This is a genomic window from Janthinobacterium sp. BJB301 (assembly GCF_002735685.1).
GTDB lineage: Bacteria > Pseudomonadota > Gammaproteobacteria > Burkholderiales > Burkholderiaceae_D > Janthinobacterium > Janthinobacterium lividum.
In genome coordinates this window covers 1640261-1666686 of sequence record NZ_PDZJ01000001.1, presented here as the reverse complement: position 1 = coordinate 1666686, position 26426 = coordinate 1640261, and the positions used below count along the sequence as shown (strand labels likewise).

General features: G+C 59.9%; 20 protein-coding genes. 13 read left to right on the top strand and 7 right to left on the bottom strand.

Annotated elements, in window-relative coordinates; translation table 11 throughout:
* Positions 1–128 precede the first annotated feature (128 nt).
* The 9 genes from mltG to CSQ91_RS07225 all read left to right on the top strand — a co-directional run bounded on the left by mltG (position 129) and on the right by CSQ91_RS07225 (position 6750).
* Positions 129–1115: an endolytic transglycosylase MltG gene (gene mltG, locus CSQ91_RS07265; protein WP_034784598.1), complete on the top strand. Its 987-nt coding sequence runs from the start codon at positions 129–131 to the stop codon at positions 1113–1115.
* A 21-nt stretch (positions 1116–1136) separates the two neighbouring features.
* Positions 1137–1778 (top strand): dTMP kinase, encoded by a 642-nt coding sequence (gene tmk / locus CSQ91_RS07260; RefSeq protein WP_099387834.1) that lies wholly within the window; start codon positions 1137–1139, stop codon positions 1776–1778.
* A gap of 15 nt (positions 1779–1793) precedes the next feature.
* Entirely contained in the window at positions 1794–2822 is a 1029-nt protein-coding gene (locus CSQ91_RS07255; RefSeq protein ID WP_034784596.1) for a DNA polymerase III subunit delta', read from the top strand.
* 131 nt (positions 2823–2953) lie between these two features.
* Positions 2954–3340 carry a VOC family protein gene (locus tag CSQ91_RS07250; RefSeq protein ID WP_099387833.1) on the top strand — a complete coding sequence of 129 codons (387 nt, stop codon included), beginning with the start codon at positions 2954–2956 and terminating at the stop codon, positions 3338–3340.
* Between the two features lie 86 nt (positions 3341–3426).
* Entirely contained in the window at positions 3427–4206 is a 780-nt protein-coding gene (locus CSQ91_RS07245; RefSeq protein ID WP_035819052.1) for a TatD family hydrolase, read from the top strand.
* 16 nt (positions 4207–4222) lie between these two features.
* The gene (locus tag CSQ91_RS07240; protein ID WP_099387832.1) at positions 4223–4873 is read left to right on the top strand and encodes an ankyrin repeat domain-containing protein; all 651 of its coding nucleotides are present in this window, start codon (positions 4223–4225) and stop codon (positions 4871–4873) included.
* 256 nt (positions 4874–5129) lie between these two features.
* Positions 5130–6053 carry a methyltransferase domain-containing protein gene (locus tag CSQ91_RS07235; RefSeq protein ID WP_099387831.1) on the top strand — a complete coding sequence of 308 codons (924 nt, stop codon included), beginning with the start codon at positions 5130–5132 and terminating at the stop codon, positions 6051–6053.
* A gap of 100 nt (positions 6054–6153) precedes the next feature.
* Complete coding sequence (locus CSQ91_RS07230) at positions 6154–6402, top strand: hypothetical protein (protein ID WP_034784592.1); 249 nt, start codon at positions 6154–6156, stop codon at positions 6400–6402.
* Positions 6403–6555: 153 nt separating this feature from the next.
* Complete coding sequence (locus tag CSQ91_RS07225) at positions 6556–6750, top strand: hypothetical protein (protein WP_070279655.1); 195 nt, start codon at positions 6556–6558, stop codon at positions 6748–6750.
* 66 nt (positions 6751–6816) lie between these two features.
* On the opposite strand, the gene CSQ91_RS07220 is transcribed toward CSQ91_RS07225, so the two are convergent.
* Positions 6817–7875 (bottom strand): phospholipase A, encoded by a 1059-nt coding sequence (locus CSQ91_RS07220; protein WP_034784590.1) that lies wholly within the window; start codon positions 7873–7875, stop codon positions 6817–6819.
* 359 nt (positions 7876–8234) lie between these two features.
* Between CSQ91_RS07220 and fusA the strand changes: the two genes are divergently transcribed.
* The gene (fusA, locus tag CSQ91_RS07215; protein WP_099388601.1) at positions 8235–10340 is read left to right on the top strand and encodes an elongation factor G; all 2106 of its coding nucleotides are present in this window, start codon (positions 8235–8237) and stop codon (positions 10338–10340) included.
* 101 nt (positions 10341–10441) lie between these two features.
* Here fusA and CSQ91_RS07210 read toward each other — a convergent pair whose 3' ends face one another.
* From CSQ91_RS07210 to CSQ91_RS07195, 4 genes are read right to left on the bottom strand one after another with little or no spacing between them, the layout of a single operon-like run.
* Entirely contained in the window at positions 10442–11611 is a 1170-nt protein-coding gene (locus CSQ91_RS07210; protein WP_099387830.1) for an HlyD family secretion protein, read from the bottom strand.
* A 21-nt stretch (positions 11612–11632) separates the two neighbouring features.
* On the bottom strand, positions 11633–13081 hold the full coding sequence (locus CSQ91_RS07205) for an efflux transporter outer membrane subunit (RefSeq protein ID WP_099387829.1): 1449 nt from the start codon (positions 13079–13081) through the stop codon (positions 11633–11635).
* A gap of 17 nt (positions 13082–13098) precedes the next feature.
* Complete coding sequence (locus CSQ91_RS07200) at positions 13099–14673, bottom strand: DHA2 family efflux MFS transporter permease subunit (protein WP_070279649.1); 1575 nt, start codon at positions 14671–14673, stop codon at positions 13099–13101.
* Positions 14670–15104, bottom strand: coding sequence for a MarR family winged helix-turn-helix transcriptional regulator (locus CSQ91_RS07195; RefSeq protein WP_070279648.1), 435 nt, complete (start codon positions 15102–15104; stop codon positions 14670–14672). Before CSQ91_RS07195 ends, CSQ91_RS07200 begins: the two co-directional genes overlap by 4 nt.
* Before the next feature lie 130 nt (positions 15105–15234).
* On the opposite strand from CSQ91_RS07195, the gene CSQ91_RS07190 reads away from it, so the two are divergent.
* Both CSQ91_RS07190 and CSQ91_RS07185 read left to right on the top strand, forming a co-directional pair.
* Positions 15235–15765, top strand: a complete 531-nt coding sequence (locus CSQ91_RS07190) for an SRPBCC family protein (RefSeq protein ID WP_099387828.1) — start codon at positions 15235–15237, stop codon at positions 15763–15765.
* Between the two features lie 416 nt (positions 15766–16181).
* Positions 16182–18773 carry an NACHT domain-containing protein gene (locus tag CSQ91_RS07185; RefSeq protein ID WP_099387827.1) on the top strand — a complete coding sequence of 864 codons (2592 nt, stop codon included), beginning with the start codon at positions 16182–16184 and terminating at the stop codon, positions 18771–18773.
* 519 nt (positions 18774–19292) lie between these two features.
* Here the strand turns inward: CSQ91_RS07185 and CSQ91_RS07180 are convergent.
* Positions 19293–20198, bottom strand: coding sequence for an alpha/beta hydrolase (locus tag CSQ91_RS07180; RefSeq protein WP_099387826.1), 906 nt, complete (start codon positions 20196–20198; stop codon positions 19293–19295).
* 140 nt (positions 20199–20338) lie between these two features.
* Here CSQ91_RS07180 and CSQ91_RS07175 point away from each other — a divergent pair, with 140 nt between their 5' ends.
* On the top strand, positions 20339–23539 hold the full coding sequence (locus CSQ91_RS07175) for a PAS domain-containing protein (protein ID WP_257217248.1): 3201 nt from the start codon (positions 20339–20341) through the stop codon (positions 23537–23539).
* On the opposite strand, the gene CSQ91_RS07170 is transcribed toward CSQ91_RS07175, so the two are convergent.
* Entirely contained in the window at positions 23536–26421 is a 2886-nt protein-coding gene (locus tag CSQ91_RS07170) for a hybrid sensor histidine kinase/response regulator (protein WP_180278363.1), read from the bottom strand. The two genes, CSQ91_RS07175 and CSQ91_RS07170, sit on opposite strands and share 4 nt — an antisense overlap.
* Between the last annotated feature and the right edge of the window lie 5 nt (positions 26422–26426).

The window sequence follows — 26426 nt, the reverse complement described above, 5'->3', positions numbered from 1 at the left end:
GCGCAGATTGCGTCGGCAACGGCAAGATTGCCAGTGTTGGCGCCGCTTTGCGCGCACTTGCTTCACAAATGAACGATCATAACAAGCGGACGTTGGCCATCAGCGCCCGCATCACAAGAATCGGAACAATGGCTTTCTTTAAAAAACTTGTAGTCAGTTCAGTCATCGCCGCTATCGGCGTGGGCGGTACTTTTGTGTACTGGGCGCAGCAGCCCATCACCACGGATGGAGAAGCGATTCCGTTTACGATCAGCCCGGGCAGCGGCGCGCATGCGGCCGGCCAGCAGATCGCGGACGCGGGAGTGCCCATCGTGCCCATCCTGTTCAACATGCTGGCGCGCATCGAAGGCAAGACCTCGAAGATCAAGGCCGGTTCCTATGAACTGAAACCGGGCACCACGCCGCAGCGTTTGATCACGCAGCTGGCGCGCGGCGAATTCGCGCAAGAGTCGCTGACCATCATCGAAGGCTGGACCTTCAAACAGATGCGCCTGGCGATGGCCAACCATCCCGGCCTCAAGCACGATACCGCAGGCCTGTCCGACAAGGAACTGATGGCGAAAATCAGCCCGGAATATGTGCACCCGGAAGGTTTATTCTTCCCGGATACGTATCTGTTCGCCAAGGGCGCCAGCGAAATGCAGATTTTCAGGCAGGCGCACACGGCCATGATCGGCCGCCTGTCCGAAGCGTGGGACAAGCGCGATCCCGCCTTGCCATATAAAAACCCGTACGAAGCGCTGATCATGGCTTCCATCGTGGAAAAGGAAACGGGGCAAAAGTCCGAGCGCGCCATGATTGCCGGCGTGTTCGTCAACCGCCTCAAGACGGGCATGCTGCTGCAGACGGACCCGACTGTGATCTATGGCATGGGCGACAACTACCAGGGCAAGATCCGCAAACGCGACCTGGAAGCGGACACCCCGTACAATACCTACACGCGCGGCGGCTTGCCGCCCACGCCGATCGCCCTGGCTGGCGCGCAATCGCTGACGGCGGCGCTGGCGCCGGCCCGCACGCAAGCGCTGTATTTCGTGGCGCGCGGCGACGGCACCAGCCAGTTCTCGGCCAACTTGCCCGACCATAACCGCGCCGTGAATCAATACCAGCGTTAATTATTTCAAACTAGAAGCTTCATGACACCACACTATCAACCCCGCTTCATCACCTTCGAAGGCATCGATGGCGCGGGCAAGTCGACGCATATCGGCTTTGTCACCGACTACCTGCAGCAGCGTGGCGTCAGCCTCGTTTCATCGCGCGAACCGGGCGGCACCAGCCTGGGCGAAAAACTGCGCGAACTGCTGCTGCATGAAAAAATGCACCTGGAAACGGAAGCCTTGCTGATGTTCGCCAGCCGCCGCGAACATATCGCGCAAGTGATCGCGCCAGCCCTCGATCGGGGCGAGTGGGTCATTTCCGACCGCTTCAGCGACGCCAGCTTCGCCTACCAGGGCGGGGGCCGGGGCATGGACTTGCGCAAGATGGAAGCGCTGGAAGCGTGGGTGCACCCGCACTTGCAGCCGGACCTGACGTTCCTGTTCGACGTGCCGCTGGCCGTGGCCCGTGCACGCCTGGACGCCACGCGTGCGCTCGACAAGTTCGAGCAGGAGCAGGCCGATTTCTTTGCCGCCACGCGCAACGAGTATCTGCGCCGCGCGGCCCAGTTCCCGGAACGCTTCCGCATCATCGATTCCACGCAAAGCATTGCCGAAATTCAAGTGCAGCTGGCAAAACTGCTTGATGTATTGCTTGAGCAAAGTATTGCAAGCCACTGATTGACAAGGAATAAAATGAACAGTCCTCTCTATCCGTGGCAACAGGACGCCTGGCAGCAATTGCAAGCCCTGCGACCGCGCATGCCGCACGCCATTTTGTTCCATGGCGCGCAGGGCATCGGCAAGGCCGACTTCATCGAGCATTTCGCGCAGGCATTGCTGTGCGAAGACGTGCGCGCCGACGGCCATGCCTGCGGCGCCTGCGCCTCGTGCGGCTGGTTTAGCCAGGGCAACCATCCCGATTACCGCCGGGTCCGTCCGGAAGCGCTGGAAGACGACGTGGCCGACGACGGCGAAGAGGGCGAAGGCGCGAAGAAAAGCGCCAAGACCAAGACGCCGTCGAAAGACATCAAGATCGAGCAGATCCGCAACCTGGCGGACTTCATGAACATTTCCACGCACCGCCAGGGCTTGCGCGTGGTGGTGCTGTACCCGGCCGAGGCGCTCAACACGCCCGCGTCCAACGCCTTGCTGAAAACCCTGGAAGAGCCGCCGCCGGGCACCTTGTTCTTGCTGGCATCGAACAGCCTGGACCGCTTGCTGCCAACCATCTTGTCGCGCTGCAGGAAATTCGCCTTGCCCATGCCCAGCCACGAGCAGGCCTTGACGTGGCTCAAGCAGCAAGGCTTGAACGATGCGGACAGCTGGCTGCGCGAGCAGGGCGGCGCGCCGCTGGCCGCGCTGGCCCAGTCCGAATCGGGCGGCCGCGAAGAAACGGAACAATTGCTGCAAGTCTTGGCGAACCCTGGCGTGGAAGCGGCCCTGAAAGCGGCGGACAAATTACAGAAGTCTCCGCTGGCACCCTTGGTGGCATCGCTCCAGCGCTGGCTGTACGACGTGTTTTCCGTCAAATTGTCCGGCACCATCCGCTACTACCCGCGCCACCGGCGCGAACTGGAAGCGCTGGCAGGACGCATCAACGTGAGCCGGTTGATGGCTGCGATCAAAGCTGCCAATGAGCGCCGGGCGATTGCCGAGCACCCCTTGTCGCCCAAGCTGTTTTTGGAAGACATGCTGCTCGACTACGCATCCAGTTGTCAATAAAATCAAGTACTTGCGTGGTCAAATTAAAGTAAATTATATATTTCTTGGCCCGGCGGAAGGCTCGCCGCATCGTTTGCCACGCCTGGCCCCCGGTGTTACAGTCAAGGCACTGGACAGCAACGGAGGCGTGCATGAAACGAGTCACTGGCATCGGCGGCATCTTTTTCCACGCGCAAGACCCGGCCGCGCTACGCGCCTGGTACCAGCGCCACCTGGGCCTGGACGTGCAGCCGTGGGGCGGCGCCGCCTTCACCTGGACGGACGCCGATGGCAAGCCCACTGGCGGCACCACTATCTGGTCCGTCGCGGCCAATGACAACGAACAATTCGCGCCCGGTAAGGCGTCCTTCATGATCAACTACCGCGTCGACGACCTCGACGCATTGCTGCAAGCCCTGCGCGACGAGGGCTGCAATGTGCTGGAAAAGGCGCCCGATTCCGAATATGGCCAGTTCGGCTGGGTCATCGATCCCGAGGGCAACAAGGTGGAGCTGTGGCAGCCGCCGAAGGGGCAGTAGGGGGACTGCGCGGGAGCCCCCAGCGGCAGGACGGATTTGCGCCTTCCCCCTGCCAGATTCCGCCCGCTCCGGTACAATCCCGCCTTATGTATATCGATTCCCATTGCCATATCAATTTCCCCGAGCTGGCTGCTCGCATGCCCGAGATTCTGGCCAAGATGGCCGAGAACAAGGTGACACACGCCTTGTGCGTGTCCGTCGACTTGCCGGACTTTCCACAGGTGCTGGCCCTGGCCGAGCAGTATCCGCATATCTTTGCTTCCGTCGGCGTGCATCCCGACTACGAGGACACGCCTGAGCCGTCCGTGGAAGACCTGGTCCGTCTGGCCGACCATCCGAAGATCATCGCCATCGGCGAGACGGGTCTCGACTATTTCCGCCTGACGGGCGACCTGGAGTGGCAGCGCGAGCGTTTCCGCACTCACATCAAAGCTTCAAGAATCACACGCAAGCCCTTGATTATTCACACAAGAGCGGCCAGTGAAGACACCATACGCATCATGCGCGAAGAGGGCGCGGGCGTGTCCGACGGCGGCGTGGCCGGCGTCATGCATTGCTTTACGGAATCCCTGGAAGTGGCGCGCGCCGCCATAGACATGGGTTTCTATATTTCCTTTTCCGGCATCGTCACGTTCAAGAGCGCGAAAGACTTGCAGGCCGTGGCCCTGGAAGTGCCGCTCGAGCGCATCCTCATCGAGACGGATTCGCCGTACCTGGCCCCCGTGCCGTTCCGCGGCCGCATGAACGAACCCGGCTATGTGGCCCACGTGGCGGAATACCTGTCGACCCTGAAAGGCATCCCGCTGGACCAGGTGGCGAAGCAGACGACGGATAATTTCTTCAAGTTATTCAATCAGTTGCCGTAACTTCTTAAGGTCAGACATGATGAAAAAACTCGCGTTCGCGATGCTGTTGTGCTGCGCCACCGCCAGCCAGGCGGCGCCGGAACCGGACGCTTTCTTCCGCGCCGTGTCCGTGAATAATGCCAGCGGCGTGCGCAGCATGCTGGCGGAAGGCATGAATCCGAACCAGCCCGACGCGCAGCGGGGCGACATTCCCCTCGTGCTGGCCTTGCGCGACGATGCGGACCGGGTGTTCCAGGTGCTGCTCGATACGCCCGGCATCGACCTGGAAGCCCGTTCGGCCAATGGCAACACGGCACTGATGATGGCCGCCTACAAGCACAAGCAGGACGCCGTGAACGCCTTGCTGGCCAAGGGCGCCAAGGTCAACCAGAGCGGCTGGACGGCGCTCCATTATGCGGCCTCGGCAGGCGACCTGCCCATCATGAAGATATTGCTCGACCGCGACGCCGTGGTCGATGCGCTTGCGCCCGCCAACGTCACGCCGCTGATGTTTGCCGCCCGCGAAGGACAGGAGGGCGCTGTCAAGCTGCTGCTGTCCTGGGGCGCGGACGCCAGCCTGAAAAGCGGCCATGGCTGGACGGCCGTGCAGTTTGCCCAGGCGGGCGACAAGCCCGGCGTGGTCGCCATCATCGAAGCGGCACAGAAGGCGCGCGCAGCCCGCAAGTGATGTTTTAACTTCAATATTTTCCATGCCAGCGCTGAAACTGGCATGGAATTGCCTCTCACCTCAGCCCTTTGTTCTCCCTGCCGATTAACGATAATGATCGTGTCGCATTAATCAGGAGATACGTCGCATGGGTCATCACATCACCGTCAGGCGCCGGCTGTATTGTCGCCGCCCCTCGCGCAGCCCGTGCGATATCACTGCTTTCTGGAATGACAAAACCGATCGGCCATCGGAGCCAGACTCCAAGAGGACAGACATGCTGAATGAACGAGAAATCGAGAGTTGTTACCTGGGGCAATTTATCCCCGTCCATTACCACCACAATATGTTGATGGACCAGAACCGCATGCACGGGTTCAAGTCGGCGATCGATTACGCGGTAAAACCCGGCATGAAGGTGCTGGAGCTGGGCGGCGGCACGGGCGTGCTGTCGTGGTTTGCGGCCGCGCGCGCCGACAAGGTGTGGTGCGTGGAGTTCAATCCGGACATGGTCAAGGAAGCGCGCAAGATGCTGGCGCTCAATCCCAATGGTGAAAAAGTCGAAGTCGTCCACGCGGACGCCTTCGAATACCTGCCGCCCGAGCCCGTCGATGTGGTCATCTGCGAAATGATCCATGTCGGCATGCTGCGCGAAAAGCAGGTGGAAGTGATCGAATCGTTCAAGCGCCGCTACCTGGCCCGCTTTGGCGGTCTGCTGCCCATCTTCCTGCCCGAAGCCGTCATCATGGCCGTGCAGCCGATGCAGCAGGAATACGATTTCGAGGGTTTTTATGCGCCTATCGTGCAATTCCAGGAAACCACGGCCATCCATCCTGGCGTGCAGGAGCTGGCGCCGCCTTCCGTCTACAGCATCATCGACTTCAGCCAGCCGACGGACAATGTGTTCGGCTTTGATGGCAAGTTTGTCGTCGAGCGCAGCGGCACCCTGAATGCCTTGCGTTTCGTCACCAAGAACATCCTGGCCGTGGTGCCCGAGCGCTCGACCACCATCGACTGGCTGAACCACTACATGTGCTTGCCGCTGGCCACGCCGGTGGCCGTGAAGGCGGGCGACGTGCTGCAAGTGAGCTTCCAGTACCGCGCCGGCGGCTCGATTCCCTCGCTGGAAGCGTCGATCCGCGCCCAGGTGATCTATGACGTGAATCTTCAGCCTGTGGTGCAGAACGCCGTGTATGCATAAGCATCGTTAATTCCAAGGCAACGCCGCAGCGATTTCATCCTGCGGCGTTTGTCCATTCAGGGTATATTTCGTCTTTTACCCACTGGACAGCTTTACTATCATGGAACAGATCGATCAGCGTTACCTCGTGCAACAGAACAAAATCAGCGATGGCGAGACCCGGCCGCCCGTGTTTGCCAAGGTAATGCGCAGCAAGGAAGGCGTGTTTGAAGGCGTGTCCTTCATCAAGTCGAAGGACAAGGCCACCGTCATGACCATCGAAGATGCCAACCAGGCCATCAAATGGGCCACCAGCAAGAAGCCGAACGCGCATGAATACATCACGAAAGTGATTTGCGTCGGCCAGTAAGTCCCCGTTCATTCCCGTTTTTGCACCGTTCATCCCCGCAGCGCGCAGTTCATCGCATGGCCGTTGCCGCCGTCGCTGCGCTTTCATATAGTGCTGTCACGGTAGCGGGGCAAGCACGGCTTGCTCCGCACATTTCATTCTAGGGGGAACGCGATGCTGGGATTCGTGCTGTGGCTGCTGCTCTTGCTGGTGTGCTGGCCCCTGGCCTTGCTGGCCCTCGTGCTGTATCCGCTGGCCTGGCTGCTGTTGCTGCCATTCCGCTTGATCGGCATCGGCGTGGAAGGCGTGTTCGAATTGCTGCGCGCCATCGTCATGCTGCCGGCGCGCGTGCTGGGCGGCGGCCGGTGATAAACCCGATATTTCCCATAAAAAATGGCGCCATTGGCGCCATTTTTGTTTGCGGTACTGCCTGGCTTACAGGTCGACCATGAAACCGGCGCCGATCGATTTCTGCGAATAGTTGTAGTCGATCAAGCTCTGGCCATAGCCGGAGAACAGTTGCAGATAGCCTTTCAGGTTGGCCTTCAATGGGAAGGCCCAGCTGGCCTGCATGGAACCATGCTTCTTGCTGAAATTGCGGCGGGCCGTCACGGCATACTCGTGGCCCTTGTTGCGGTAGCTGACGCGCAAGTCGCCATGCCCCATGTAATCGGTGATGTCGATATTGTCATTGTCGGTCTTGCCATTGTCGAGGCGGTGCCAGACGCGCGTCGTGACGGCCAGGTTGTCCTTCTCCATGCCCAGCTCGGCATACACGCGGTTCCAGCTGCGCGACAGGGTCGACGTCTGTCCGTTGGACTGGTGCACGAGGCCGAAGTTCAGGTAATTGAATTCCACGCCCGCGAAATTCTTGTTGATCGGCAAGATCAGCATCAACTCAGGCTGGTAATTGGTCTCGCGGAAAGGACTCGATGCCTTGCGGTTATACGCCTGCCAGAAACTTTGCTGCGTGTAGCCGAACCACATGTCGATGGGCGTGCCGGCGATGTCTTCCAGCAGCTTCATCTTGAAGCTGAGCTGGAATGTCAATTCCACATGCTGGCTCTTGATGCCGGCGGGCGTGAAATCCTGGAACGGTTCGTCGTTCGAAGCGTCGCTGTAATTGGCCAGCAGCAGATAGGTATCGCGGTGCGGGCGGAAGTTGAACAGGCCGCGCTTGGACGCTTCGTTCAGTTCCCACGATTGCTGCGTGCGCGAAATCGGCGCTTCCGGTGGCGCTGCGCCAGCCTGCGCGATGGCGGGAATGGCGGCGTTGACGGCGTCCGGCGTGGCCACGCCCGGCGGACTGACTGGCGTGAGGGGCGCGACCTCGGCAGCGGCAGCCAGGGTCACTGCCGCGGTGACGGGATCGCCGCCGGCGGCGATGGTGGCCTTTTCCGCCGCCTTGGCCAGGGTGTCGAAGCAGCCCAGGCGGGCACTGGCGTCACCGAGGACGGCGCAACGCTGCATTTGCTGTTCCAGTTCGCCGGCCATGGCCAGCGCCGGCGATGCCAGCAGGGAGGAAAGGATTATTTTTCTTAGTTGGATAGTCATAAGCTGAGTAGGGCATGTCGTTCGGTGCGCACCTGGGCTGCATGCCGGCGGCGTCGCCTTGCATGGCAGGATGCCATGCGTATTGATTTTTATTAATCTTTGTTGAATTAAAGTTCAAAAATTAATGTCTGGGAAGTATAGCCGAATCCGCAATTAGCCTCCGCGTCGCAGACGTGCGCGGGCCTGCTGGTGTTGTGCGCTTGGTAAACGGTACGCTGCCGTGCCGCCCAAATCGATGTCTGCTACACTGGAAAACCGGCGCAAACCCAGTGATGCCGGGGCTAGCCATGGAGATTGTGATGACCCGCAAAACACCTATCGAGCGCTACCGCAACATCGGCATCAGCGCCCATATCGACGCCGGCAAGACCACCACCACCGAGCGCATCCTGTTTTATACGGGGGTCAATCACAAGATCGGCGAAGTGCATAACGGTGCCGCCACCATGGACTGGATGGAGCAGGAACAGGAACGGGGCATCACCATCACCTCGGCCGCCACCACGGCCTTCTGGAAAGGCATGGCCGGCAATTTCCCCGAACACCGGATCAATATCATCGATACGCCGGGCCACGTGGACTTCACGATTGAAGTCGAGCGCTCGATGCGTGTGCTCGACGGCGCCGTGATGGTCTACGATGCTGTCGGCGGCGTGCAGCCGCAATCGGAAACCGTCTGGCGGCAAGCGAATAAATACCATGTGCCGCGCATCGCCTTCATCAACAAGATGGACCGGGTGGGCGCGGACTTTTTGCGCGTGCGCAAGCAGATCGCCGAGCGCCTGAAGGGCGTGGCCGTGCCCATCCAGCTGCCCATTGGCGCCGAAGACCATTTCACGGGCGTGATCGACCTGCTGAAAATGCGCGCCATCACCTGGGACGACGCCAGCCAGGGCGTGCAGTTCAGCTATGGCGAGATTCCCGCGGAACTACAGGCGCAGGCGCAGGAGTGGCATGACCACATGGTCGAGAACGCGGCCGAAGCCACGCTGGAGATGACGGAACGTTACCTGAATGGCGACACGTTTACGGAAGCCGAGCTCAAGCAAGCCTTGCGCGCGCGCACCATCCGCAACGAGATCGTGCCCATGCTGTGCGGCAGCGCCTTCAAGAACAAGGGCGTGCAGGCGATGCTTGACGCCGTCATCGAATACCTGCCGTCACCGATGGAAGTGCCGCCCATCATGGGCCATGACGAGCACGACAACGAGGTGGAGCGCCACCCGACGGACGACGAGCATTTCTCGGCCCTGGCCTTCAAGATCATGACGGACCCGTTCGTGGGGCAGCTGACCTTCTTCCGCGTGTATTCGGGCGTGGTGAATTCGGGCGACATGGTCTACAACCCCACCAAGAGCGCGCGCGAACGGCTGGGGCGCATCCTGCAGATGCACGCGAACGAGCGCAAGGAAATCAAGGAAGTGTATGCGGGCGACATCGCCGCCGCCGTGGGCCTGAAAGCCGTCACCACGGGCGACACCCTGTGCGCCATCGATCACATCATCGTGCTGGAAAAAATGATCTTCCCGGAACCCGTGATTTCCCAGGCTGTCGAACCCAAGACCAAGCCTGACCAGGAAAAGATGGGCATCGCCCTGAACCGCCTGGCGCAGGAAGATCCGTCGTTCAGGGTCCATACGGATGAAGAGTCGGGCCAGACCATCATGTCGGGCATGGGCGAATTGCACCTGGAAATCCTGGTCGACCGCATGCGCCGCGAATTCGGCGTGGAAGCCAATGTTGGCAAACCGCAGGTGGCGTACCGGGAAACCATCACGCGCGCGGTGGAAGACGTGGAGGGCAAGTTCGTCAAGCAATCGGGCGGACGGGGCCAGTACGGCCACGTGGTGCTCAAACTGGAACCCCTGCCGCCAGGCACCGGCTACCAGTTTGTCGACGCCATCAAGGGTGGCGTGGTGCCGCGCGAATTCATCCCGGCCGTCGACAAGGGCATCGCCGAAACCCTCAAGTCGGGCGTGCTGGCCGGCTATCCGGTCGTCGACGTCAAGGCCACGTTGACGTTCGGCTCCTACCACGACGTCGATTCGAACGAAAACGCTTTCCGCATGGCCGGCTCCATCGCCTTCAAGGATGGCATGCGCAAAGCGTCGCCCGTGCTGCTGGAACCGATGATGCAGGTGGAGGCGGAAACGCCGGAAGAATTCATGGGCAACGTCATGGGCGACCTGACGGCCCGCCGCGGCATGGTGCAGGGCGTCCACGACATCCCAGGCGGCGCGGGGCGCATCGTCAAGGCCCTGGTGCCGCTGGCCGAAATGTTCGGTTACTCGACAACCTTGCGTTCGCTGACCCAGGGCCGCGCCACCTACACGATGGAATTCAAGCACTATGCGGCCGTGCCCAAGCATATACTCGACCAGGTGGCGGCGGGTAAAGCCAAGTAGGTCGGATTAGCGGGGCAAAACCCCGCGTAATCCGACAACATTGTTGGCCCAGGCCGTTGGTGGTGTCGGCTTACGCGCGTTGCGCTAACCCGACCTACGCATCAATTCAGAAGATTCTGCGCAATGATCGCATCGGCCATCTTCTCCGCCTCGTCCACCGGCTGTTCCAGCGCTTTGGTCGTGTAGACGGTGGAGGCCACCATCGGCTGGTCCAACGTCGCGCCTTCGCCATGGCTGGTATCGACCGTCACCGTGGTCGACAGGCCGATGCGCAGCGGGTGGGCGGCCAGTTCCCTGGCATCGAGCGTGACGCGCACGGGCACGCGCTGCACCACCTTGATCCAGTTGCCCGTGGCGTTTTGCGCCGGCAACAGGGAAAACGCACTGCCCGTGCCGGCCGACATGCCCAGCACCTTGCCGTGGTACACCACCTTGCTGCCATACAAGTCCGTTTCGATGGTGGCCGCCTGGCCCACGCGGATATTGCGCAATTCGGATTCCTTGAAGTTGGCATCGACCCATAACTGGTCCAGCGGGACGATGGACATCAGGGGCGTGCCCGGCGTCACGTGCGTGCCCAGCTGTACGCTGCGCTTGGCGACATAGCCCGAGACGGGCGCGACCACGGCATTGCGGCGCACGGCCAGCCACGCCTGCAGCACGTCGCTCCGGGCCGACAGGACGGCCGGATGGCTGGCCAGGTTCACGCCGGCCACGCCCGATTTGGCGGATTCGGCCTGGCGCTGGGCCACCGTCAAGGCCGCTTTCGCGTCGTCGACGGCCTGTTTCGCATGGGCCAGGTCTTCGCCCGAGATCGTCTGGTCCGCCGCCAGCGGCGCGCGGCGCGCCAGGTTGCCTTGCGCCGTGGCCAGCGCCAGGCGGCGCTGCCCGATGACGGCGTCGTATTGCGCCACATTGGCATAGCGCTCGCGCTCCTGGCGCACGACGTTGCCCAGCCGTGCCTCGGCCTGGCTCAGGGCCAGCTCCGCATCGATGGCGTTCAGGGTGATCAGGGGCGCGCCCGCCTTGACCATTTGCGTCTCGTCGGCGCGGATGGCGTCGACATTGCCCGTCACTTGCGCGGACAGGGTGACCAGGTTGCCGCCCACATAGGCGTTGTCCGTCACTTCTTCCTTGGCCAGCACCAGCTGGTAATACGCGCCCCAGGCCGCGCCAGCCGCGAGAAAGGCGGCCGTGATGGCGATGAGGACGGCCTTGCGCTTGCCGGGCTGTTCCGTTTGGGTGGTGGTGGCTGTGGTATCGCTGCTCATGATGTATTCCGTAATCGATGGTTATTGTTTGGCCGTGGCGTTGGCGGAAAAGTCGCTGCCGCCCCGGTAGCCGCCGCCCAGGGCCACGGTCAGGTTGATTTCCGCGTTCTGGCGCTGGTTTTGCAGCTGCATGCCCAGGTCGACCTGGCCGCGCACGGTCATTTCCGCATTCAGCTGGGTGGCGCGGTCGGCCAGACCTTGCTTGAGTCGCGCATTCGCATTGCGCAACTGCGCTTCGCTGGCGCGCAGGTTTTCCTGCTGCAGGCGCAGCTGGTTTTCCACGCCCTGCACCCTGGCGCCCGCCTGCGCCACGTCGCGCACGACATTGAAGACGCTCTGGTTGTAGTCGGCGATGAGTTCATTGCGCTGGCTGCGCGCGCCGCCGAGCTGCGCCTGCAAGCGGCCGCTGTCGAACAGGGGCAAGGACAGCGCCGGGCCGATGAACAGGGTGCGGCTGCCGGACTGCAGCAGCTTGCCCAGTGTTATCGCATCCAGGCCAAACGAGGCGCTCAGGTCGATATCGGGGTAGAACGACGCCTGCGCCGCTTCGATATTGCTCATGGCTGCCTGCACCCGCCAGCGCGCCGCCTGCAAGTCGGGCCGGCGCGCCAGCAATTCCATGCCCAGCTTGCCGGGCAGGGCGTGCGGCAGCGCCTGTGCTTCTTTCGGCTGCAGGCTGGCCAGGGCCGAGGCATCCGCACCCAAGGATGTTCCCAACAGCGCGCGCAAGGCTTCCCGTTCCGTGACGACTTGCGTTTCCAGCAGCGCGATCTGCTGCTGCAGCAAGCTCAAACGCGTTTGCGCGGACAAATGGTCGTCGCTGACACCGAGGCCGTTGGCGATGCGCTTTTCCTTGTCCAGCACCAGTTGCTGCTGCAATTTGACCAGCGCATGCAGGTTATCCATGCGGCCCCAGCTATTTTGCATGCTGAAGTAGTGGCGGGCGATCTCGGCGGCCAGCATCTGTTCCGCCATCGCGTATTCGGCGCGGCGCGCGTTGACTTCGCCCAGGCTGGCCGCGATCTGCGCCTTGTGCTTGCCCCACCAGTCGAGGTCGTAGTGGGCTTGCACGCCCATGGTGATTTCATTGTAGTAATTGCCGCCGATGGGAGCAGGCATCAGGCCGTTGCCCGAATAGCGCTGGCGGCTGGCATTCGCGCCCAGGTCGATCCTGGGGCCGCGCTCCGCATGTTGCGCGTCAAATGCGGACAGGGCCGAGCCGATGCGGGCATTCGCCACGTCCAGGCCGGGGCTGGCGGACAGGGCGTGCTCGATCAGCTGGTCCAGCTGATCGTCCTGGAACTGGCGCCACCATTGGGCGGCGGGCCAGCCTTCGCTGGCCAGGTGGATGTCGGCCGCCAGCTGTATCGTAGCCAGGTCTTGCTGCGGCAACTGCTGCGTGTCGGGCGGGATGCTGGCGCAGCCGGCCAGGGCCAAACTGAGCGCCAATATGCGCAGGGAGAGTTTCATAGGTGTATGCATGAGGGTTATTCCATGGCCGCGTGGTCGACCACGACGGGCGCATTCTTCTTCGGGGGTTTGATCAGGAGCAAGAGCGGCAGCACGAGGATGGTCAGCCACATCATCAGCCAGAAGTCGTCGAGGTAGGCGATCATCGACGCCTGCCGCGTGATTTCGCCATTCAGCGCCGCCATGCCGGAAGCCGTACCCAAGTTGTAGACGCTGGCGATGGCGGGGTCATGCAGGGCCGGGTTGGCGATATTGATGTGTTCCGTCAAGGACGCATGGGCGATCTGCGTATTGCGCACCAACAAGGTTTGCACGAGGGCGATGCCGATGCTGCTGCCGATATTGCGTACCAGGCTGTAGATGGCCGTGCCTTCCGCCCGCATCTGCGGCGACAGGGTGGCAAACGTGGCCGCGCTCAGGGGCACGAAGACGAGGCCCAGGCCGATGCCCTGGATGATGCCGTTCCACACGACGGTCTTCGGCACCAGGTCCAGGGTGAAATTGGCCATCTGCCACAGCGAGAACGCGGTGATCGAAAAGCCCACGCCCAGCAGGATGCGCGTGTCTATCCGGCCCGTCAGTTTGCCGACTATCAGCATGGCCAGCATCGTGCCCAGCCCGCTGGGCGCCGTCACGAGGCCGGCAATCGCCGCCGGGTAGTTCATCAAGCCTTGCAGCATCGACGGCGTCAGCGCGCGGGTAGCGAACAGCACCATGCCGACGATGAAGATGAACAGCAAGCCGCTCACATAGTTCGAGTTCTTCAGCAGGCGGTAGTCGAGGAAGGACTTGCCGGCCGGGCGCAAGGCCGTATGGGCGATAAAGTAGCACAAGCTCATGGCCAGCACGATGGCTTCGATCCACGTTTCCGTGGAAGAAAACCAGTCGTTCTGCTCGCCCCGGTCCAGCAGCATCTGCAGCGCGCCGATCGACAGGCTCAAGGTGGCAAAACCGAACATGTCAAAGTTCATGCGGCGGTTCGGCGGGTCCTTGCGGATGTAGCGCCAGATGCCATAGAAGGCCATGGCGCCGATGGGGATATTGATGAAGAAGACCCAGCGCCAGCTGTAGCTGTCTGTCAGCCAGCCGCCCAAGGTCGGTCCCAGGATGGGGCCGATCATCACGCCCATGCCCCAGATGGCCATGGCCGAGCCGTGCTTTTCGCGCGGATTGATGTCGAGCAGCACCGCCTGCGACAGCGGCACCAGCGCCGCGCCGAATACGCCTTGCAGCAAACGGGCCGCGACGATCTCGGACAGGGTGGCGGACAAGCCGCACAGCACGGAGGCGAGCGTAAAGCCGGCCACGGAAACGAGAAAGGTGTTCTTCTGGCCAAAACGGTCGCACAGCCAGCCCGTCAGGGGCGTGGCGATGGCGGCGGCAACGATGAAGGAGGTGAGTACCCAGGTAATCTGGTCTTGCGAGGCGGACAGGCTGCCTTGCATGTGGGGCAGGGCGACGTTGGCGATGGTGCCGTCAAGCGCCTGGATGATGGTGGCGAGCATGATCGAAATCGTGATCATGCGCCGGTTCAGGGTGGGGTCCTGTGAAGCGGGCAGCGCCGGTGTGGCGCCGGCTGTGGCCGAACTCATGCGGATTTCTCCGTGGCCGCCTGTAACGCTTCCAGCAGTTCGGTGGCGGCCCGCAGTTGATCGGGATCAATTCCCTGCAGCAGTTCCTTGCGGAAGCCATCCGCTTCCTTGCGCACGGTGTCATACACCTGCAGGCCCGCCTCGGTCAGCACGACGAGTTTCACGCGGCGGTCCGTTTCCGATGGCTGGCGCTGCACGAAGCCCGATTTCACGAGCCGGTCCAGCATCGACACCATGGTGGGGTTTTCCACGCCCAATTGATGGGCCAGCTCGCTTTGCGACGGCGGCTGGGGCGACTTGGCGATCATGGCGATGCACATCCAGCTCGCTTGCCCCAGGTCCAGGTCTTTCAGGCGCCGGTCGATGGCATGGCGCCAGCCGCGCGCCGTCTTGTGGAGGGCGGCGGAAAAGCGCTCTTCGATAGAAGTCATAAGGTAAGTCGTCTAATAGTTAGGTTTCTAATGAATATTCTAGCATGCGCGTTTGGCAGGCGTACAGGCCTTCCCGTTTATCGGCGCCGCTGGTACATTAGTGCCAGACCATCATCCTCAGGAGAGCGCCATGACCACCGCAGAACAGAAGCAGGACGGACAGCACCGCGACAGCAGCGACTTTGTCATCACGCAAACTTTCGACGCGCCGCGCGAACTGGTGTTTCAATCGTGGGTGGAGCCGGAGCGCCTGGCCCAATGGTGGGGTCCCGTCGGCTTCGAATTGAGCGTGCTGGCGCTGGATCTCAAACCGGGCGGAGTCTTCCACTACGGCATGCGCGCCGACAATGGCTATGAGATGTGGGGCAAGTTCACTTACCAGTCCATTGAAGCGCCGGAACGCATCGTGTCGATCCTGTCGTTTGCCGACAAGCAGGGCAATGCCGTGCAGCATCCGGTCAGCGCTACCTGGCCTTTGGAATCGTTCAATACCATGACGCTTACCGAAGAGAATGGCAAGACGACGATGACCTTGCGGTCCACGCCGCACAAGGCGACGGATGAGCAGCATGAGACTTTCAAGCAGGGGTTTGAGTCGATGAAGGAGGGGTTCAAGGCGACCTTTGGCCAGTTGGCACAGTACCTGGCGCGGGTTCAGTGATCGTATTGTTTTGAACGGCGGGCCAGAGCCGCGGGCCTGAGAAAATGCCCATGGCTGCGTTGCTTGGGCTCGCCGTACATGCGTACTGTCTTCGCCCGCGCGCCTTGCCCTGGCCATTTTTCAGGCTCGCTGGGCCCGGGGAGCCTGGGTTTGAGGGGGAGCCTACTCGGCTTGACGATGTTCTCTGGTTGTGTAGCACTTGAAATGACGTAGAACAGGTCTTGTTTCAAACGGGTAGAGATCGTATCTCAGCCATTAGGCTGAACGATTGCTTACAACTTAGCGATACATCTAAAAGAGCCAGGATCGTAAATATGCCAGACTTGCGGGTACCTCAAACGTTTCTAATGTGTTAAATTTTAATCTATTCGTTATATTTTTAAAATTCTCAATAACCTACCAATATATAGGAATATATGGCTGCCAAAGAACCTAAAAGATCTAGACTTCCTAGTATTCCGGTATCGGCAGATACTACTGAGGAAATAAAAATAAAGATGACGGCGGAAGAATTGCCGCACGCTATAGGCGCGCTATTTGAACTAAACAATTATCAAGTTGAGTATGGAAAAAAAATTCACGGATCTGAAATAGACATAATTGCTACATCAATAACTGATTTTCTTGCGCCGGTGGTTTATATTGAGGCAACAGTTCAATATGTCGATGTAATAAAGTATGGGAAGGATCTTACAAAATTTTCTCTCGTAAGAACTATGGATCAATCATGCAAGTGCATATCTATATCAACAGCGGGTTTTACTCCTGATGTAGAGGAGCGAGCTGCACAAACAAATATACTCACACAGACATATGATCAAATTTTTTCGAAATTTGAGAATTTTTCTTCATACATTAATCAAGTTTTAGGAAATTCCGCTGTTCAGCAATTAGTTAGCACTTATGAGGAGCCTTATTTCAAGGATGCAAGTGGTGAAGTTCTTGCAAGTGACTGGTTAACGCAGTGGCGGGATGGAAAAACAGATAAATCAAACTGGTTAGTTATTTTAGGTGAATACGGCACTGGAAAGACTGCGTTAACGTTAAAGTTACAATTCGATTGGATAAAGAATTATAAGGAAAATCCTAAGTCCCCCATAATAATTAGGATTGAGCTTCGGAACTTTAACAAGCAATTCGATGCGCGTTCGTTAATACACCATTTTTTGGATAATAACAAACTTGGACATCTTCCGATTGACTTCGTATTCCATTTAATTAGAAGTCGCCGTATACTTTTGATACTTGATGGATATGACGAAATGGCTCAGTTTCTTAATGCACGTGAGCGACGATCTTGTTTAGGTGCCTTAGCCGAATTGGCATCGGAGGGGGCAAAAGGAATATTGACAAGTCGCCCAAACTACTTCACGGAATCGGAGGAGTTGAATGTTTTTGAAGCATTGTACTCAACGATTGAGAAAAACAAATATTATGTTAGTCAAATTGATAAGATATACATTGCTGGCGAAAAATCGATCGACTCATTATTGAATTCCTATCTAATTAATAGAAATGAACGGTATTTGCGTGACCTTAGTCAAGAACAGACAATCGCATTAGTTCAGCGCAAACTTTCAGGAGATCCTGCCGGTCAAAAAATCGTACTGGATTTGCTTAAGAAAGTATTTCGCGAAGAACGGGATGGTCGCAGACAATTATCAGGAAAGCCAGTAATTATTTCTTATCTTCTTGAACTCATAGAGGAACTCAGGAATGACGAGGGTGATCAGAATTTAGAAGTGTTAACTGAGTGGCAAATATACAAATTAATTGTTGATAGATTAATGTTACGTGATTTGCAGCGATCTCCCATGCTCGACCCTCAACTTCGTCGTGAAGGACTTCAGAGGGTTGCCATTCGTCTTTCAGGCCGTTCCGCGACTACAGGAACGGAAGAAATATTTCTTGAGATAATTGACGATTTATTTAAAGTAGAGCTTCGTCGTATGTCTGCGGAGGAGAGACGGTCTCGTAGAGATACATTGTTTCAGGACATCAGAAGTTCATCTACGCTTACCAGGGTAGAGGGTGCAACTGGATGGATATTCTCGCACGCATCCCTACGTGAGTATCTTGTAGCAGAAGCTGCAGTTGCAAGTGTCTTGAGTCGAAACCCAATTGAAATTGATTTTCCGATTTCGATGGCAATGAGATCTTTTGTATCTTCTCTTTCGCTAAAAAATGCTCAGTCTTACATTGAAACGCTGAGTGAGCTTTGGATGGCGAGGTCAAACTATTCGTTGGGTGGCTATATATCTCTTAGTTGGGATTTATTTAAAGTCAGTGGAGGTGGAATGCCTCAAAGTTTAAAAAGAATTACCGGAAGTACTTATAATTTTCGCTCATCCACATTAAAGAATATAGACTTTACAAAACTTGACTTTGGATGTGCCCCGATTCTTTTAAATATGTCTGACTGTGATTTGGTTGAAATTTCATTCAAGGAAATAAATTTATCTGGAAGCAGCTTTAATGGGTCGACGTTAGATCAAGTTTCTTATGCTTCATGCGATCTTTCGAACTGCAATTTCAGAGGTGCTTTTTTATTTGAGTGCGATTTTGGAGATTCAATAGTGAGCGGTTCTGATTTTACCGACTTGGATAAGGACTCTAGTTTTACAGTAAAGATCGGAGTAAATATAGCAATTCTAAATGGAAAGTCTGCCGTTGGTTACCTTAATTTCAATGGAGGGATTACCGATAGCATTGAACCATATTATATATTGGAGCATCATCCAAAATTTTCAATTGTGATAAAAATATGTGAACATATTACTGAGCAAAAAAATAGCCAGCTTCGTGGGCTGACTCAGCGAGGTGTCGCAACTAATGATCCAAATTTCGCGCGCGATTTTGTGGATTATTTGAAGCAAAATGGACTTATTGCTGTCGATAAAAAGGACCTTGTTTCAGCTACCACTGCAGGACGGGCACAGTTGACTCGATTGGTTGATCATAAGGAAATGCCAAGCATAATTGAAAAATTTCTTTTTGGGTCACGTTGATTTAAAATGGTTATTTAAATTGGGTTTATAAATTAAATTAAATTAAATTAAATTTTAATATCTAAAAATCCTTTTCCGTCTTGAATTCCATAAATGATGTAATTTTCCGGATGCATTTTTTCGATAGATTTTTAAAATTCGCAGTAATCATGTGCCTATTTTAAAAATGGTGTAAATTATTTTTATGATGATTGAATGGCTGGATTTTATGTTGGTTTATTCTCAAGCTGAGCTATAGTTTTAGATGGCGTCAGATAGTGCTGCGTCTTGATGGTTTGTTGTTGGGATGAATGCTAAAAAAAGAAATTTAGTGTCAACTCTAAACTTTAATGTCGAGTCAAATACAGATTCCAGGTAATTAAGCACTCGGATGGTGTGCGTGTTGTAGTATTTTAATGGCTGTTTCTGGATTGTTGTTGTCGCGCGAATGCATAGATCAATCCGCCTTCTAGTGACTGGATGTAAGTGGAAAAGGTTATGGCGAAATAGACGGAAAACAGGGAAATGCGACGATGCGTTTCATTTCGGGTCCATCCCCAACATCCCCCGAATCACCGGCAAAATCATCCCCCAGGCATTCGACGTCGCCGCAATCTCGTCATAATGGCTGGCCCCAGGCAAGATCAGCACTTCCGCATGGTCGCCGGCCAGCTGGGCCTTGGCCGCGTAGTCGTGCGCGACTCTGGGTGGGGAGATGGTGTCGAGCTCGCCTGTGATCAGGACGGTGCGGCTGCCGTTGGGCATCAGGTCGGCTGCGTTGGTGTCGCTGTAGATGTCGGGGCGCTCGGTGCTGGCGCTGCCTGCCAGCTGGGCGATGTCGCGCTCGCAGCTGGTCTTGATCAATTCCTTTTCATGGCGCAGGTCGGCCAGGCCGCCCAGGCTGACGATGTTATTCACTGGCAGGAACTTGTCGCGGTACAGGGGGCTGGTCTTGGGCAGCTTTTCCCGTCCGGCGATCCACTGCACCAGCTGGCCGCCGGCCGAGTGGCCCATGGCGACGATGCGGTTCACGTCCAGCTGGTACCGGGGCGCGTGCTGCTGCAGGCTGTCGAGCGCCGCGTGCATGTCTTCGTAGGTGCCAGGATAGCCGCCGCCCGGCTCGTCGACCCGGCGGTACTCCACATTCCATACGGCGATACCTTGCGCCACGAGGGCGCCGGCCACGTTGCGCATCTGCTTGATGCCGCCGAAGGCCACCGTCCAGCAACCGCCATGCACGAGCACGACGACGGGGAACGGTCCGCTGCCTTCGGGCCGGAACAGCTGCACGTACTGCGATGGCGCGGGGCCATACGCGATCTGCGCCGTAGGCGGGGGGCCGTTCAGGGCCAGGTAGTCGTCCAGGCTCATGGGGGCGGCGACGGCGCCGTGGGCTGAGGCGAGCAGGGCGGTGGCGATCAGGGAGGACGGCAAGGAGGTAGGCATGCTGGGATTCGCTTGAGAAGAGAGCAACACTTTAGCATAGGGCCGCGTGGGTGCAGAGATCAAGCGGTGCGCTGTTTTCCTCCTGCAAGAGGGGTGCCCCATGGTATATTTCGGGCATCAGTTTTCCCCTTATCGACACGGTGCACGCAAACAACATTCTTTCCTTGCTGGACGCCGAGCATACTGCGCTGGGCAGCATCGCGGCAGGCGCCAACCTGGCCCATGCATTGGAGCATTTGTTGCAGGCGCTGCAAGACCTGGCCGACGGCGGCGCGCATGCCTGCCTGGTGCTCATCGACGAAGCCGACCGCTTTTGCGGCTTGTCCGCGCCCAGCCTGCCACAAGACCTGTGCCTGGCCTTGCGCCACGGCGGCGACCAACCATCCCCGTTCGGCACGGCCGCCTTTTCCGGCGCACCCGTGTATTGCGGCGACATCACGCGCGACGTGAACTGGAGCGCGGGACGCAAGGAAGCCATGCTGCACGGCTACCGCGCCTGCTGGGTCGCCCCCGTGTTTGGCGCCAAGGGGCATATCCTGGGCGTGCTGGGCCTGTTTTTCCAGGCGCCATGCCATCCCACGCAACCCGAGATCGAATTGCTGGCGCTGGCCGCGCGCGTGGCCGCGCATGTCATCGAACGGGGCCAGCTGGAACAATCGCTGCACGACAGCCGCGAACATTTCCATTACGCCATCGAACTGAACACGCAAGTGCTGTGGACGGCAGACGTCGACGGCAAGCTCGATTATGTGGCGCAGCGCTGGCGCGAATGGACGGGTGGCAACGGCCTGGGCACCAGTTGGCTGGATGCCATCCACCCCGAGGACGTGCCCCATTCCCTGGCGGCCTGGAGCGAAGCGGTGGGCAGTGGCCAACCTTTCGACCAGGAAATGCGCGTGCGCCGGCAGGACGGCCAGTACCGCTGGATGCATTCGCGCGCGTATTGCCGGCAAGACGAGCGCGGCCAGCCCGTGAAATGGTACGGCTCGTGCGAGGATATCGACGAGCACTGGCAGGCGCGCAATGCCTTGCTCGACAGCGAAGCGCAGTTCCGTTCGCTCGCCTCCACCATGCCGAACCAGGCTTGGCTGGCGCATGGCAGCGGCGCCACCTACTGGGTCAACGAGCAGGTCTGCGACTACACGGGGCAATCGCTGAAGTCGCTGGTCACCAGCGGTTTTCGCCATTGCGTGCATCCGGACGACATGCTGTCCACCCAGCAGAGCTGGGACCGGGCCGTCGCTACCGCCAGCGCCTATGAACACGAGTTCCGCATGCGCCGTGCCAGCGACGGCGCCTACCGCTGGTTCCTGGCGCGCGCCTTGCCGCTGTTCGACGAGGCGGGCACGGTGCTGCGCTGGGTAGGCACGAATACGGACGTGCAGGAACAGAAGAACGTGCTGGAAAAGATGGCTTACCTGAATTCCTCGCTTGAAGTGGAAATGGCCAACCGCACTGCCGACCGCGACCGCATGTGGCGGCTGTCGACCGACATCATGCTGGTGGCGGACCTGGCCGGCATGATCATCGCCGTCAATCCCGCCTGGAGCCAGATCCTGGACCGGCCGGAAATCGAGTCGCTGGGCATGGATTTCATCAGCCTCGTGCATCCCGACGACCGCATGGCCGCCTTGAAGGACTTGTCGCGCCTGGCCCATGGCGCGCCCACCTTGCGCATGGAAAACCGCTACCGGCGCCGCGATGGCGGCTACCGCTGGATTTCCTGGACGGCCGTGCCGGCGCAAAAGCTGATCCACGCCATCGGCCGCGACGTCACCGATGAAAAAGAGGCGCGGCTGGCACTGGTGCGCAGCGAGCAAGCCTTATTGCAGGCGCAAAAGCTGGAATCGATCGGCAAGCTGACGGGCGGCGTGGCCCACGATTTCAACAACGTGCTGCAAATTATCTCGGGCAATTTGCAGTTGCTGAAACTGACGGTGGCCGACAATCCGCAGGCGGCCAGGCGCCTCGCTTCGGCTGCCTCAGCTGTCGAGCGGGGCGCCAAGCTGTCGTCGCAATTGCTGGCCTTTGCGCGGCGTCAACCTTTGCGGCCGCTGGTGACGGACCTGGGGCGTTTGCTGCGCCGCATGCATGAGCTGATCCGCCGCGCCCTAGGCGAGGCGATTACCGAGGAAACCTTCATCAGCGAAGGCTTGTGGCATACCCTGGTCGACCCGAACCAGATGGAAAACGTGCTGCTGAACATGGCCATCAACGCGCGCGACGCGATGCAGAAGGGCGGGCGCCTGACTTTTACCTTGAGCAATGTCACGCTCGATGCAGCCTACGCCAGCCGGCATGCGGACGTGCTGGAGGGGCAATACGTGCTGCTGACCATTACCGACACGGGCCACGGCATGGCGCGCGACGTGATCGACCAGATATTCGAGCCGTTCTTCACCACCAAGCGCGAAGGCGAGGGCACGGGCCTGGGCCTGTCCATGGCCTACGGTTTCATCCGCCAGAGCGCGGGCCACATCAAGGTGCACAGCGCGCCGGGCGCCGGCACGACGTTCAAGATTTACCTGCCCCGATCGCTGGAAACGCTGGCCGAGCCGCCACCTGGCCTGACGGGCCCCGTGCTGGGCGGCAGCGAGACCATCCTCGTGGTGGAAGACGATGCACCTGTGCAGCATACCGTGGTCGACATGCTGCGCGGCCTCGGCTACGACGTGCTGCATGCGGACGATGGCGCCTCGGCGCTGGCCCTGCTGGGCACGGGCGTGGCCATCGACCTGCTGTTTACGGACGTGGTCATGCCGGGCCCCGTCAGCAGCAAGGAGCTGGCGCAGCAGGCCAAATTGCTGCTGCCGGAGCTGGCCATCCTGTTTACCTCGGGTTACACGCACAATGCCATCATGCAGGGCGGGCGGCTGGACCCGGGCGTGGAGCTGTTGAGCAAGCCCTACCAGCGCGAAGACCTGGCGCGGCGCATCCGCCATTTGCTGGCCGACCGCCGCCTGGTGGGCGCGCCCGACCCGTCCGGGCGGCGCATCCTGCTGGTGGAAGATAATGACGATGCACGCGAAATGACGACGGAAATGCTCAATATGCTGGGCCACACCGTGCACGGCGTGTCCAGCGCGGAGGAAGCCTTGCCCCTGCTGGCCTTGCCGGGCCTGGACGTGCTGGTGACGGACATCAGCCTGCCCACCATGTCGGGCCTGGAACTGGCGCGCCATGCGCGCGCGCACTGGCCGCAGCTGGACGTGGTGTTTGCTTCCGGCCACGACTGGGGCGCCAGCCTGATGCAGGACGCCAGCGCGCGCTTCCTGCGCAAACCGTTTGGCCTGGAAGAGCTGGCCGGCGCACTGAAGGCGCGCCGGCTCGACGTTTATTAGGCTGGCGGCAGCAAGGCTTGCTGCAATTGCTCGACGGTAAATGGTTTCACCAGGAAGCGCGCCTGCGGGTCCAGCACGCCGGAATTGGCTGGCGCATGGCCGGTGGAAAACACCACTTCCAGCTGCGGATGGTCGCGCGCCGCAACCTCGGCCAGCTCGACGCCCGACATCTGCGGCAGGCTGATATCGGTCAGCAACAGCTCCAGTCCTGGCGTGCCCAGCAGGGGCAAGGCTTCCTCGGCCGTGCCCACGGCCAGCACCGTGTGTCCCAGCATGTCCAGCAGCTCGCCCGTCATGGCGCGCGCGTCCGCATTGTCTTCCACCAATAGGATATGTCGCGCCTCCGATTGCGCGGGCGTGGGAGACTGCGGCGCCAGCTGCGCGCGGTACTGGTGCAGGGCCGTCACGTGGCGGCCATTGGCCAGCAAGTGACGGATGCGCCGCGCCAGGTCTTCGCGCCGGTAGGGTTTACTCAACAATTCGACGCCCGGTTCCAGCCGGCCTCCCTGCATCATGGCGTCCTGCGTGTAGCCCGAGGTAAACAGCACGGCCAGCTGCGGCAGCAGCACGCGGGCCTGGCGCGCCAGTGCCGTGCTGGCCACCTTGCCCGGCATCACCACGTCCGTAAACAGCAAGTCGATGGGGACGCCGCTGCCGATGATGGCCAGCGCGCTTTCGCCGTCGCTGGCGCGCAGCACGACATAGCCGAGGCCGCGCAGCATGTCCACCACCGTCGTCTGCACCTGCACGTCGTCTTCCACGACAAGGATGGTTTCCTTGCCGCCCAGCACGGGGCCGCCCAGTTGCAGCGGCAGTTCCGTTTCCGCTTCAAGCGAACGCGGCAGATAGATGCGGAAGGTGCTGCCATGGCCCGGTAAACTGTCCACCGTCAGGTGGCCGCCGCTCTGGCGCAGGAAACCGTAGGCCATGGACAGGCCCAGTCCCGTGCCTTCGCCTTCCTTTTTTGTGGTGAAGAATGGTTCGAAAATCTTGTCCAGCAGTTCCGCTGGAATGCCCGTGCCCGTATCCGAGACGGCCAGCTGCACGTAGTCGCCGGGCGTCACGTCCGCATGGCGGGCCGCGTAGTCGTTGCCCAGCACGCAGTTGCTCAGTTCGATGGTCAGCTGGCCCTGGCCATCCATGGCGTCGCGCGCATTGATGGCCAGGTTGAGGATAACGTTTTCCAGCTGGTGCGGGTCGACCAGGGCGCGCCAGCAATTGTCGGCCAGCAGCAAGCGCGTTTCGATGGTCTCACCGGTGGCGCGCCGCAGCAGCTCTTCCGTTGCGCGCAGCAGTTGCGCCAGGTCCGTCACCAGCGGTTTCAATGGCTGGCGCCGCGCAAAGGCCAGCAACTGGGCCGACAGCTTGGCACCCCGTTCCACGGCGGCCGAGGCGCTGGCGATGCGCTTGGCGGCCAGCGGGTCGTCGTCCAGGCCCAGCTGCAGCAGTTGCAGATTGCCGGAGATAATTTGCAGGACGTTATTGAAATCATGGGCCACGCCGCCCGTCAGCTTGCCCAGCGCTTCGAGTTTTTGCGATTGCAGCAGGGCCATTTCGCTGTGGCGCAACGATTCCTGCATGCTGTGCAAGGTGTTTTGCGCCTCTTTTTCCAGGGTGACATGGCGCCCCGTGGCAAACACCAGGTCGCCTTCGGGCGCCGCCACCCACGACAGCCAGCGGTGGCCGCCATCGCGGTGCCGGTAGCGGTTTTCAAAGCTGGGCATGGATTCCTTGCCGACCTGCAGCAAGGCCTGGCGCGTGGCGGCGGCGTCCTCGGGCAGCACGAAATCGAAGATGCTGCGGCCCAGCATTTCCTCGGGCAGCCAGCCCAGGATGGCGCCGGCGGCCGGGTTGACGGCGGCGAAGCAGCCTTCGGCATCGATGGCCACCATCAGGTCTTGCGCGCTGCGCCATAGCCGTTCGCGCTCGCTGTTGCGCGCGGCCAGGTCCGCTTCCAGCTTCTTTTCCACCGTGATGTCGCGCGCGCTGCAATACACCTTGTCGCCTTCGGGCACGGCCACCCACGACAGCCAGTGCCAGCCGCCCAGCTTGTGGCGGTAGCGGTTTTCGAAGCGCAAGGCAGGCTGGCCCTGGTTGGCCGCCTCCCAGGCCGCATGCGTGCGCGGCAAGTCTTCGGGATGGATCAGTTCCAGGAACTTCGTCGTGCGGATTTCCTCTGCCGACCAGCCCAGGGTGGCTTGCCAGGCGGGGTTCGAATGTTCGAAATAGCCGTCGAGGTTGAGCACGCCCAGCAAATCGGGGCTGACGTTCCAGGTGCGGCCGAACTCGCGCGTGCGTTCGGCCACTTGCGTTTCCATGCTGGCACTGAGGGTGCGCAGCCGCGCTTCCGCCTGGGCCCGCAAAATGGTCGACCAGACCCGTTCCGACACTTGCACGGCCAGTTCGATTTCGTCCGCATGCCACAGGCGCGCCGTGCGGCTGTGCACGACGAACAGGGCAGCCAGCTGGCCATCCTTGGCAATGGGAATGTTGAGGAAGGCACGGATGCCCAGGCGCGCAAACGTGGCCAGTGCGGCCGGCATGGCCGTGCGCGGGTCGCTTGCCACATCGCTCACGGCCAGCGCCTGGCCCGCGCCGAGCGCCTCGTCCAGGCCTGCCGCGTAATCGCCGAGGAAATACTCGCCGGCGGCGCCCGGCGCCAGGCCATCGCTCCACGCATGCTGGAGGGTGGGGCACTGCAGTGCCTGGTCGATATCGAAACAGGCCACTTGCTGGGCGCCCAGGCGCTGCCCCAGCAGCTGCGCCGATAGGGAAAGGATCTCGCCCGTGTCTTGCAGCAGGCGCAGCCGGCGCTCCAGTTGCAGCAAAAAGGCGACGCCGCTGGCGCCGGCCTGGCTGCTGGTGGCAGGGGAGGTGGTCATGCGGG

What these genes read in the sequence shown, in the direction of transcription:
- CSQ91_RS07190 (WP_099387828.1), top strand. Translation starts at nt 15,235, where the DNA reads ATGACCACCGCAGAACAGAAGCAGGACGGACAGCACCGCGACAGCAGC.
- CSQ91_RS07185 (WP_099387827.1), top strand. Translation starts at nt 16,182, where the DNA reads ATGGCTGCCAAAGAACCTAAAAGATCTAGACTTCCTAGTATTCCGGTA.
- CSQ91_RS07250 (WP_099387833.1), top strand. Translation starts at nt 2,954, where the DNA reads ATGAAACGAGTCACTGGCATCGGCGGCATCTTTTTCCACGCGCAAGAC.
- tmk (WP_099387834.1), top strand. Translation starts at nt 1,137, where the DNA reads ATGACACCACACTATCAACCCCGCTTCATCACCTTCGAAGGCATCGAT.
- CSQ91_RS07235 (WP_099387831.1), top strand. Translation starts at nt 5,130, where the DNA reads ATGCTGAATGAACGAGAAATCGAGAGTTGTTACCTGGGGCAATTTATC.
- mltG (WP_034784598.1), top strand. Translation starts at nt 129, where the DNA reads ATGGCTTTCTTTAAAAAACTTGTAGTCAGTTCAGTCATCGCCGCTATC.
- CSQ91_RS07170 (WP_180278363.1), bottom strand. Translation starts at nt 26,421, where the DNA reads ATGACCACCTCCCCTGCCACCAGCAGCCAGGCCGGCGCCAGCGGCGTC.
- CSQ91_RS07220 (WP_034784590.1), bottom strand. Translation starts at nt 7,875, where the DNA reads ATGGCCGGCGAACTGGAACAGCAAATGCAGCGTTGCGCCGTCCTCGGT.
- CSQ91_RS07240 (WP_099387832.1), top strand. Translation starts at nt 4,223, where the DNA reads ATGATGAAAAAACTCGCGTTCGCGATGCTGTTGTGCTGCGCCACCGCC.
- CSQ91_RS07255 (WP_034784596.1), top strand. Translation starts at nt 1,794, where the DNA reads ATGAACAGTCCTCTCTATCCGTGGCAACAGGACGCCTGGCAGCAATTG.
- CSQ91_RS07205 (WP_099387829.1), bottom strand. Translation starts at nt 13,081, where the DNA reads ATGAAACTCTCCCTGCGCATATTGGCGCTCAGTTTGGCCCTGGCCGGC.
- CSQ91_RS07225 (WP_070279655.1), top strand. Translation starts at nt 6,556, where the DNA reads ATGCTGGGATTCGTGCTGTGGCTGCTGCTCTTGCTGGTGTGCTGGCCC.
- CSQ91_RS07230 (WP_034784592.1), top strand. Translation starts at nt 6,154, where the DNA reads ATGGAACAGATCGATCAGCGTTACCTCGTGCAACAGAACAAAATCAGC.
- CSQ91_RS07180 (WP_099387826.1), bottom strand. Translation starts at nt 20,198, where the DNA reads ATGCCTACCTCCTTGCCGTCCTCCCTGATCGCCACCGCCCTGCTCGCC.
- CSQ91_RS07245 (WP_035819052.1), top strand. Translation starts at nt 3,427, where the DNA reads ATGTATATCGATTCCCATTGCCATATCAATTTCCCCGAGCTGGCTGCT.
- CSQ91_RS07210 (WP_099387830.1), bottom strand. Translation starts at nt 11,611, where the DNA reads ATGAGCAGCGATACCACAGCCACCACCACCCAAACGGAACAGCCCGGC.
- CSQ91_RS07195 (WP_070279648.1), bottom strand. Translation starts at nt 15,104, where the DNA reads ATGACTTCTATCGAAGAGCGCTTTTCCGCCGCCCTCCACAAGACGGCG.
- fusA (WP_099388601.1), top strand. Translation starts at nt 8,235, where the DNA reads ATGACCCGCAAAACACCTATCGAGCGCTACCGCAACATCGGCATCAGC.
- CSQ91_RS07200 (WP_070279649.1), bottom strand. Translation starts at nt 14,673, where the DNA reads ATGAGTTCGGCCACAGCCGGCGCCACACCGGCGCTGCCCGCTTCACAG.